This is a genomic window from Paenibacillus sp. MY03, from assembly GCF_002165585.1.
GTDB lineage: Bacteria > Bacillota > Bacilli > Paenibacillales > Paenibacillaceae > Pristimantibacillus > Pristimantibacillus agaridevorans.
On record NZ_MXQD01000031.1, the window covers coordinates 139,031 to 146,573 of the forward strand.

4 protein-coding genes and 1 pseudogene are annotated in these 7,543 nt (G+C 55.3%); 3 read left to right on the forward strand and 2 right to left on the reverse strand.

Annotated elements, in window-relative coordinates; genetic code table 11:
* Positions 1-32 precede the first annotated feature (32 nt).
* Positions 33-2,072: a tachylectin-related carbohydrate-binding protein gene (locus tag B1748_RS22145; RefSeq protein ID WP_087570126.1), complete on the forward strand. Its 2,040-nt coding sequence runs from the start codon at positions 33-35 to the stop codon at positions 2,070-2,072.
* Positions 2,073-2,147: 75 nt separating this feature from the next.
* On the opposite strand, the gene B1748_RS22150 is transcribed toward B1748_RS22145, so the two are convergent.
* A complete protein-coding gene (locus B1748_RS22150; RefSeq protein ID WP_087570127.1) occupies positions 2,148-2,915 on the reverse strand; it encodes a GTP cyclohydrolase II in 768 nt (255 codons plus the stop codon).
* Between the two features lie 103 nt (positions 2,916-3,018).
* Positions 3,019-3,864, reverse strand: a complete 846-nt coding sequence (locus tag B1748_RS22155) for a helix-turn-helix domain-containing protein (RefSeq protein WP_087570128.1) — start codon at positions 3,862-3,864, stop codon at positions 3,019-3,021.
* A gap of 108 nt (positions 3,865-3,972) precedes the next feature.
* On the opposite strand from B1748_RS22155, the gene B1748_RS22160 reads away from it, so the two are divergent.
* Together B1748_RS22160 and B1748_RS38180 are read left to right on the forward strand one after the other, a co-directional pair.
* Positions 3,973-7,047 carry a glycoside hydrolase family 2 TIM barrel-domain containing protein gene (locus B1748_RS22160; protein ID WP_087570129.1) on the forward strand — a complete coding sequence of 1,025 codons (3,075 nt, stop codon included), beginning with the start codon at positions 3,973-3,975 and terminating at the stop codon, positions 7,045-7,047.
* A gap of 335 nt (positions 7,048-7,382) precedes the next feature.
* Positions 7,383-7,543 (forward strand): annotated as a pseudogene (locus B1748_RS38180) (IS256 family transposase); the annotation flags it as partial.

The following is a 7,543-nucleotide window of genomic DNA, read 5'->3' on the forward strand; positions in this document are numbered from 1 at the left end:
TAAAACGATTTCCAATCAAGGAGGAATTGTTGATGGCGGGGTTCACCGAAAAAGGATTGAAGCTCGAATCTTCCGTTGCGGGCACGATGGCGGCGCTTTTGCCCGCTGCCGGGCCAGTCGGTGCGGGCATTGCGACGGCGATCGGCAGTGTGGCGTTTATTATGGAAGTGCTAAGCTGGATGGAAAACGATACGACGATCCCGGACGCTCTGCGGGATATCGGGAAGCAGATCGATGGCATCATCTTCGTGCTGAACTTGCTGGACGAAAGAATGGACGAACTCGTCAATGAAGTTGCCAAGGAGTCGAATCGCGGGACGAACCGCGACCTGCTGGATTATCTGGACGAGATTCGGCAAGTCCATCTGGCCATGCGCGTTCCGTCGCCGGACATCGAGACGGCGGTGCGAAACGCGAACGCGGTCGGTATTACGTTAGACAAGTTCCTCCGCAACGACTATGACATATGGAGATGGACGGATGTCGTCACGAAGGAGGTCTTCGATCCCCAAACGGGGAATACGCATGACGTTACTTCGCTGGCATCAAATGTCTTCAAACATTTGCCGACGTTGCCCGTCTATCTGATGGCCGTTCTTACTTGGCTGGCAGCACGGGAGAAGGTCGTCCAAATGAACGCGAGGCATCGGCTGGATGATGACGCCGGTCGGATCGCCAGACATCTTGCGGCTGTGTCGGTTCGTCCTGGCTTCGATAAATATGCGGGTGGGGAAGCAAGCGAGCCTCATTCAATCCCGGAGCACATCAAATGGCAAATACGCGCCTTCCCCATCGCCAGCGACAAACATCCGGTGAACCGGGTTTGCCGATTTATGTTCGAGCTTCGGAATTGGATGAACGGCGACGTCAAACGCGGGGATCACTTCGATCTGACGATGGAGAGCGATCACGTGTTGTGTACGGTGAATCCGGACAATCTCGGATCGCCTTCGCTTGAGATTGATGCGGAGACCGAATGTGGTATCGAGGTGTTGCAGGCTTTGGCGGAAACGTTAGAGCGCGTCTCGCATGCAGGTACCGTTAGGAAGCCGTTTGTAGGGCGGTTTTCGACGGAGGAAACTTACGCCCCCGCCTGCTTGTACGTCATTGCCCAAAATGCGGAACTTCGCTGGTATCGCAACGAAGAGGCGGCGAAGCCCGGCGGATCGAAGGAATGGACAGGTCCCATTACGATCGGCAACGGTTGGGGAGAATTCAAGACGGTGTTCTCCGGAGGCGGTGCCGCTTTGTATGGCATTCTCCCGGACGGGAAGTTGATGTGGTACGGCCACGACGGCTATTTCGAAGGAACCGGGAGCTGGCGCGGAGCGCCAATTCAAGTTGGGCATGGCTGGAACGGCTTCAAATCCGTATTCCCGGGAGGAGAATACATCGTCTATAGCATTCATCCAAACGGAGACTTGATATGGTATCGTCATGACGGAGCAGCTTACGGAGGGGACGAGGCCACCTGGGCTCCCGGCGTCAAGGTTGGCACCGGCTGGGGCGGATACGCCAACGTCTTCTCTGGCGGGTATGGCGTTATTTACGCCATCCGCGAGGACGGCGTACTGGAGCGCCATGTTCATGCCGGGTACTTGAAAGGAACGAGCGAATGGGAGCCTCGCGCCGAAATCGGCACCGGCTGGAACGGATTCCAGGCCGTTGCCGCTGCGGCGGACGGCGTCCTGTACGCGTTCACGCGGGACGGCAGAGTGCTGTGGTACCGATATGGCAAGCGAAAGAAACCGGCTGCCGAAGGCATTCGGGATTGGATGAAAGTAAAGGAGCTCAAGTTTAAGGGGGCTGTCCGAAGCCAGCCAGTCATTAAAGGCACGATTAGTCAGACGGTCTTGAAACCAAAAAGATTTCCGGGTCTGGCGCAGCTGCCGGATTCGGCGATTCCTGTGGAGAACTGGAAGAAACATGAGTTAATCGAGCTTAAGAAGCATCCGACCCTCGCCGATTTCGTGGCAATGACATGGGAAGGACCGGTTGAGGTGATGCGGGGCTTGTCCGGCTTCCGAAACGTATTCCCTCTCATGAATCCGCCGTTTCGAGGACCCAATTAACCGATAACGCTAGAAGAAGCCAAGGCACCCTTGCGGGTTGTCTTGGCTTGTTTGCGATAGAGCCGGCTAATTCCGTTAATCGTTGTTGCAGCATCGTTCGTTATCGTTTAGATGGCCGGAGCGCTGTATTTTGGTTTCCAAATAGTTGCGGTTGTAATCGGAGACGTCTCCCCATAGCTGTACACGGTCCTCGACGTCCAATCCGGCCTGGCGAAGCGCCTCCAGCTTTTTGGGGTTATTCGTGATCAGCGTGACGGGTTTCGTCCGAAGCGACTTCAACACCTTGATCGCGTCGCCGTAATCGCGCGAGTCGTCCGCGAAACCAAGCTGGAGATTGGCGTCCACGGTATCGTAGCCATTTTCCTGCAGGATATAGGCGAGTGCCTTGCTGAACAATCCGATGCCTCTGCCCTCGTGGTTGGCCAAGTAGAAGATAGCCCCGCTGCCGTGCTCGACAACGTGCTTCATGGACTGCTTGAGCTGATAACCGCAGTCGCATCGTTTGCTGCCGAATATATCGCCGGTGTGGCAGATGGAGTGGAATCGGATCAAAGCGGAGGCATCATCGGCGAAATCGCCGTGAACCAGCACGCTGGATTGTTGAAGCTCCGCCAGATTGGACGCGGACAGCTTGGCGACGATCGCCTCGAAGTTTTCCGTTACCTCCTTGCAGTTCAGCCAGCAATACCACTTAAACTCCGCGGTTTCGCCGTCCAGGTTCACCGGCAGTTTGATGGGGCCGACGAGGTAGATGGCGCCGTCTCCTTCGGCAGAAGGAATAAGTTTGATTTTCTCTTGCAGGAGGGAAATGACTTTTGGATCAAATGATTGCACGACGGGCATAGCAGGCTCTCCTTTGATTGTTTCAAGTGTATCATTCAAGTATAAATCTTTTCTCTAGCTTGCGCATGTTCTGCGGCTGATTATGCGAAATCCGGATAAAGGCTTATTTGTCCGGTTTGTGCGACGGCAGCTCGTTATAGGCCCGCTTGTACAATCGGGTAAAGTAGACGGGCTCCATTCCGACATAAGCGGCGATCTGTCGGATGCTCAGATCGGGATATTCGTTTAGCATCTGGCGCGCGGTGTGCAAGCGCAGCTTGTGCAAATATTGCAGGGGCGTCGTGTCCAGCGCGGAGCGGAACAGGCGAGTCAGCTGCTTCTGCGAATATCCGACATGCTCCGCAAGCGATGCGATCGTAATCGGGCGGTTCAGGTGATCCCGCAGAAACTGGACCGCCGTGTCGACTGCGGATTCCCGGTAACTGTCGGGCAGCGCGACGGGCGAAGCGGATGGGAGTTGCTCCTGATTGCTTTTAAGGATATGAAGCATCAGAGCGTACAACGCTTCGGAGGTATGCCATAGATCGGGGGCACCGCCGGAATGGGTCCAGATGTCGCGAATTCGTCCCGTGATTGCGGGAATATCGGTCACTGCGAACAGACGGGGAATATCCCGAAAGCCCCATCCCTTTAACGTATTGCCGAAGTTCTCCAGGAAGGTTACGTAGGCGACATGCCACGCCTCGCTTTCTTGCGGCATATATTCGTGCGCGCAGCCGGCGGGGATGTACAGTAGATTGCCGCTTTTAAGAATGTCCCATTTGTCCTTTTCGGATCCCAATCTCCGGAATCGGCCGGATCCGGATATCGTGAGAAATAACTGATGTGCGGAGAAACCTTTCATCCTCGTAATCGACCTCTGATTCTCCATTCCGGCCGTATAGACGGTGAGCGGCAGCAGCTCGCTTAATGTCTGATTGAGGTTTCCCCTAAGAGTCAGCAGCTCCATGGCAATGGCTCCTTGTCCATTTTGTATGGGTATTTGTCCGTTTTGGCTGTTCCAACGTATCATAACGCACATCTATAATGGAAGCAAACCATTAGGAGGTATGCGGACATGATCGATATCGAACGTTATTGGGAACGGCTGGACATTCTTGGGGTGAACAGGGAGCAAGCGCGGGCGTCGTTTATCCCTTATGGCAGCGCGGCAGCTGCGAAATCCGGCAAACGAGGAGGATCTTCCTATTTTCAGACGCTGAACGGTGCTTGGAAATTCCGATACTATCGCAGCGTAAGCGATGTGACGGAGGTTTTTTACGAGGATACTTCAAGTGTGCATGAAACCTGGGACGAGCTCATTGTGCCATCCTGCTGGCAAAATAACGGTTACGACCAGTTGCATTATACGAACGTCAATTATCCCATCCCGTACGATCCGCCGTTCGTTCCGGATGACAATCCGGCCGGCGCATACGTAAGGGAGTTTAACGTAGCGGCAGCATGGATCGCGGATGGCAAACGAACGCATGTCGTCTTCGAAGGAGTTAACGCCTGTTTTTATCTTTGGGTCAACGGGACGTTCGTCGGTTATAGCCAAGGCAGCCGGATTCCGTCCGAATTCGATCTTTCCCCTTATGTAAAGGCGGGAACCAACCGTATGGCCGTGCTCGTGCTGAAGTGGTGCGACGGCACTTACCTGGAGGATCAGGATTTGTGGCGTTATTCCGGCATCTACCGCGATGTCTATCTAGTCTCCAGAGAAGCGGCGCATGTCCGCGACGCATTTATAAAGCCGGAGCTGTCGGGCGATTTCACAGAAGGAATCGTTCGTGCTGAGCTTGAGACGTCTGGCGAACTGTCAGTACGAACGGAACTCTACGCGCCTGATGGCGATCTGGTCGCCGATGGAAGCGCCATAATTGCGGGCAGCGGCGTAATTGAGTTGGGTTTGTCCAAGCCGGAGCTCTGGAATGCGGAGCAGCCGCGGTTATACGATCTTTACGTGCATGCCGGCTCTGAAGTGTTGCTATTCCGTATCGGATTCCGCAAGGTCGAAGTAAAAGACGGCGTGTTCCGTGTGAACGGGAAAGCGATCAAGCTCAAGGGGGTTAATCGTCACGATTCCCATCCGTCGCTCGGGCAGACGATCCCGCTGAACCATATGATCAAAGATTTGAACCTGATGAAGCAGCACAACGTCAATACGATCCGCACATCGCATTACCCCAACGATCCGCGTTTCCTGGATCTGTGCGACGAATACGGCTTCTACGTTGTCGACGAAGCGGATCTGGAATGCCACGGCGTCGTGAACACGGGAACGAGGGAAGAAGGCTCCTTTCACAAGCTCGCGGTACATCCCGACTGGAAGGAATCATTTGTCGAACGGGCGGTTCGGATGGTGGAGCGGGACAAAAACCACGCCTCGATCCTCATCTGGTCGCTTGGCAACGAATCCGGCTACGGAGGCAATCATATCGCGATGGCGGAGTGGGTGCAGCAGCGCGACGAATCCAGGCTGGTTCATTATGAGGGGGCGGCCGCGCTTTATAAGGGTGACGAGAATACCGAGGCGCTGGACCTGGAGAGCCGCATGTATGCGTCGGTAGCTGAGATTGAGGCCTATGCGCTGGACGAGTCAAAGACGAAGCCGTTGTTTCTCTGCGAATACAGCCATGCGATGGGCAACGGTCCCGGCGATCTGCGGGATTACTGGAACGTCATCTACGCTCAGCCGAAGCTGATGGGCGGCTGCGTATGGGAATGGTGCGATCACGGCATAGCGGTCAAGACGCCGGAGGGAGAAAATTATTTCGCCTACGGCGGCGATTTCGGCGACAAGCCGAACGACGGCAACTTCTGCATCGACGGCTTGGTGTCGCCGGATCGCAAGCCGCATGTCGGCCTGCTGGAGCTGAAGCAAATTATCGCGCCGGTCGTCTTAGAGGCGGACGATGTGAACGAGGGCATCGTGCGGGTTACGAATCGCTACGACTTTATCGATCTGTCGCATCTGTCGTTGCGCTGGAAGCTGGAGTATGGCGGCGTTCTAATCGATCAGGGCTCGACTGGGGCACTGGAAGCGGCGGCCGGAGAGACGCAAACCTTGCGGCTCGGCTATCGCCAGCCTATTGCCGAAGGAGACGGCTGCGTGCTGACGTTATCGATCTGGCAGCATGGCGAGACGGTCTGGGCGGCGCCCGGCCACGAGGTGGCGTTCGCACAGTTCGAGACAGCGGCGGCTGAGGTTGCTGCTAGCGGCGGCGAGACTGGAGCAGAGAAGGATGAGACGGCTGGCGCAGCGGCTTCTTACCGCTCGGAATTTATGACAGCCGTAGAAAGCGGCGGCGTTCTGATGGTTAGAGGGTTCGATTTCGAATATAAATTCGACCTCGGCAAAGGTGTGATCGCATCCATTAGGCGTCATGGAGTCCGCATGATCGACGAGCCCGTCCGCTTTAACGTGTGGCGTGCGCCTACCGACAACGACATGTATATCCGCAAGGAGTGGGAATACGAAGGTTTCGATCGCGCCGTCATGAAGACGTACGCCAGCTCATGGGAAATGTTATCCGACTCGTCCGTGCAAGTGAAGGTCGCATTTTCGCTCGGAAGCTATATCCGCAGTCCGTTCTTGAAGGGGGAAGCGGTTTGGACGTTCTTGCCCAGCGGAGAGGCGAAAGTATCGTTCGCTGCCGACGTCCGCGAGAATCTGCCTTATTTGCCGCGGATCGGTCTGGAGCTCGTTATGCCGAAGGGGACGGAAGAGGTCGAATACTTCGGCTACGGCCCGCATGAGAGCTACATCGACAAACGCGCGAGCGTTCGCAAGGGGCGTTATCTGCAGACGGTGGACGAAATGGCGCAGAAGTACGTCATGCCGCAGGAAAACGGCTCGCGTTACGGAACGGAATGGGCGATGGTGACCAGCGAGCTCGGCATGGGACTGCGCTTCGACGCGCCGGAGCCGTTCTCGTTCCAGGCGCTTCATGTTACGTCGGCCGATCTGGCGGCCGCGAAGCATACGCCGGAGCTGGCCCGCCGAGACCAGACGATCGTGAACATCGACTACAAGATGAGCGGCGTTGGCTCGGGCTCATGCGGCCCGCAGCTGCTCGACCAGTATCGACTGGATGAGAAGCGGATCGCTTTCGAGTTGTCGCTGAGTCCGGTATTCAAGGAAGAATAGGCCGCCCTTCGGGGGGAAAAGAAAGAATAGGCTGACCTTCGGGGCGGAAAAGGAAGAATAAGCTCCCCTCGGGGCGGAATCAAGAACGGCCCACAGCGGATGCTGAGGGTCGTTTTTAGCGAGAACCGTTGCTGAAGCCCGAGAAAATCGGGTTATTGAGCAACGCTGACCTACTATGCTCGCAATAGCCCGAGAAAATCGGGCTATAGAGCAATGCAGACCTACTATGCGATGAAGTAAAATAGTTTGTGTACCAACATTTGGAGCCTTCACAGGCAACAAAAAAGTAGGGTATCCTCGGGATTGCTGAGATCACCAAGAAGGAGCCCTACTCGATGACTACTATACCCGAAAATGCGTTCAATGATCTACTTGAAAATGCTGTAACTAAACTTGTGCAGGAGAAATTGGAACTGCTCCTGCGTGAAGAAATTAAAAATTACATTAGTAACGAACACCAAGGACCGCGTACGACGTTAAATGGCAACTACAAGCG

What these genes read in the sequence shown, in the direction of transcription:
- B1748_RS22150 (WP_087570127.1), bottom strand. Translation starts at nt 2,915, where the DNA reads ATGCCCGTCGTGCAATCATTTGATCCAAAAGTCATTTCCCTCCTGCAA.
- B1748_RS22160 (WP_087570129.1), top strand. Translation starts at nt 3,973, where the DNA reads ATGATCGATATCGAACGTTATTGGGAACGGCTGGACATTCTTGGGGTG.
- B1748_RS22155 (WP_087570128.1), bottom strand. Translation starts at nt 3,864, where the DNA reads ATGGAGCTGCTGACTCTTAGGGGAAACCTCAATCAGACATTAAGCGAG.
- B1748_RS22145 (WP_087570126.1), top strand. Translation starts at nt 33, where the DNA reads ATGGCGGGGTTCACCGAAAAAGGATTGAAGCTCGAATCTTCCGTTGCG.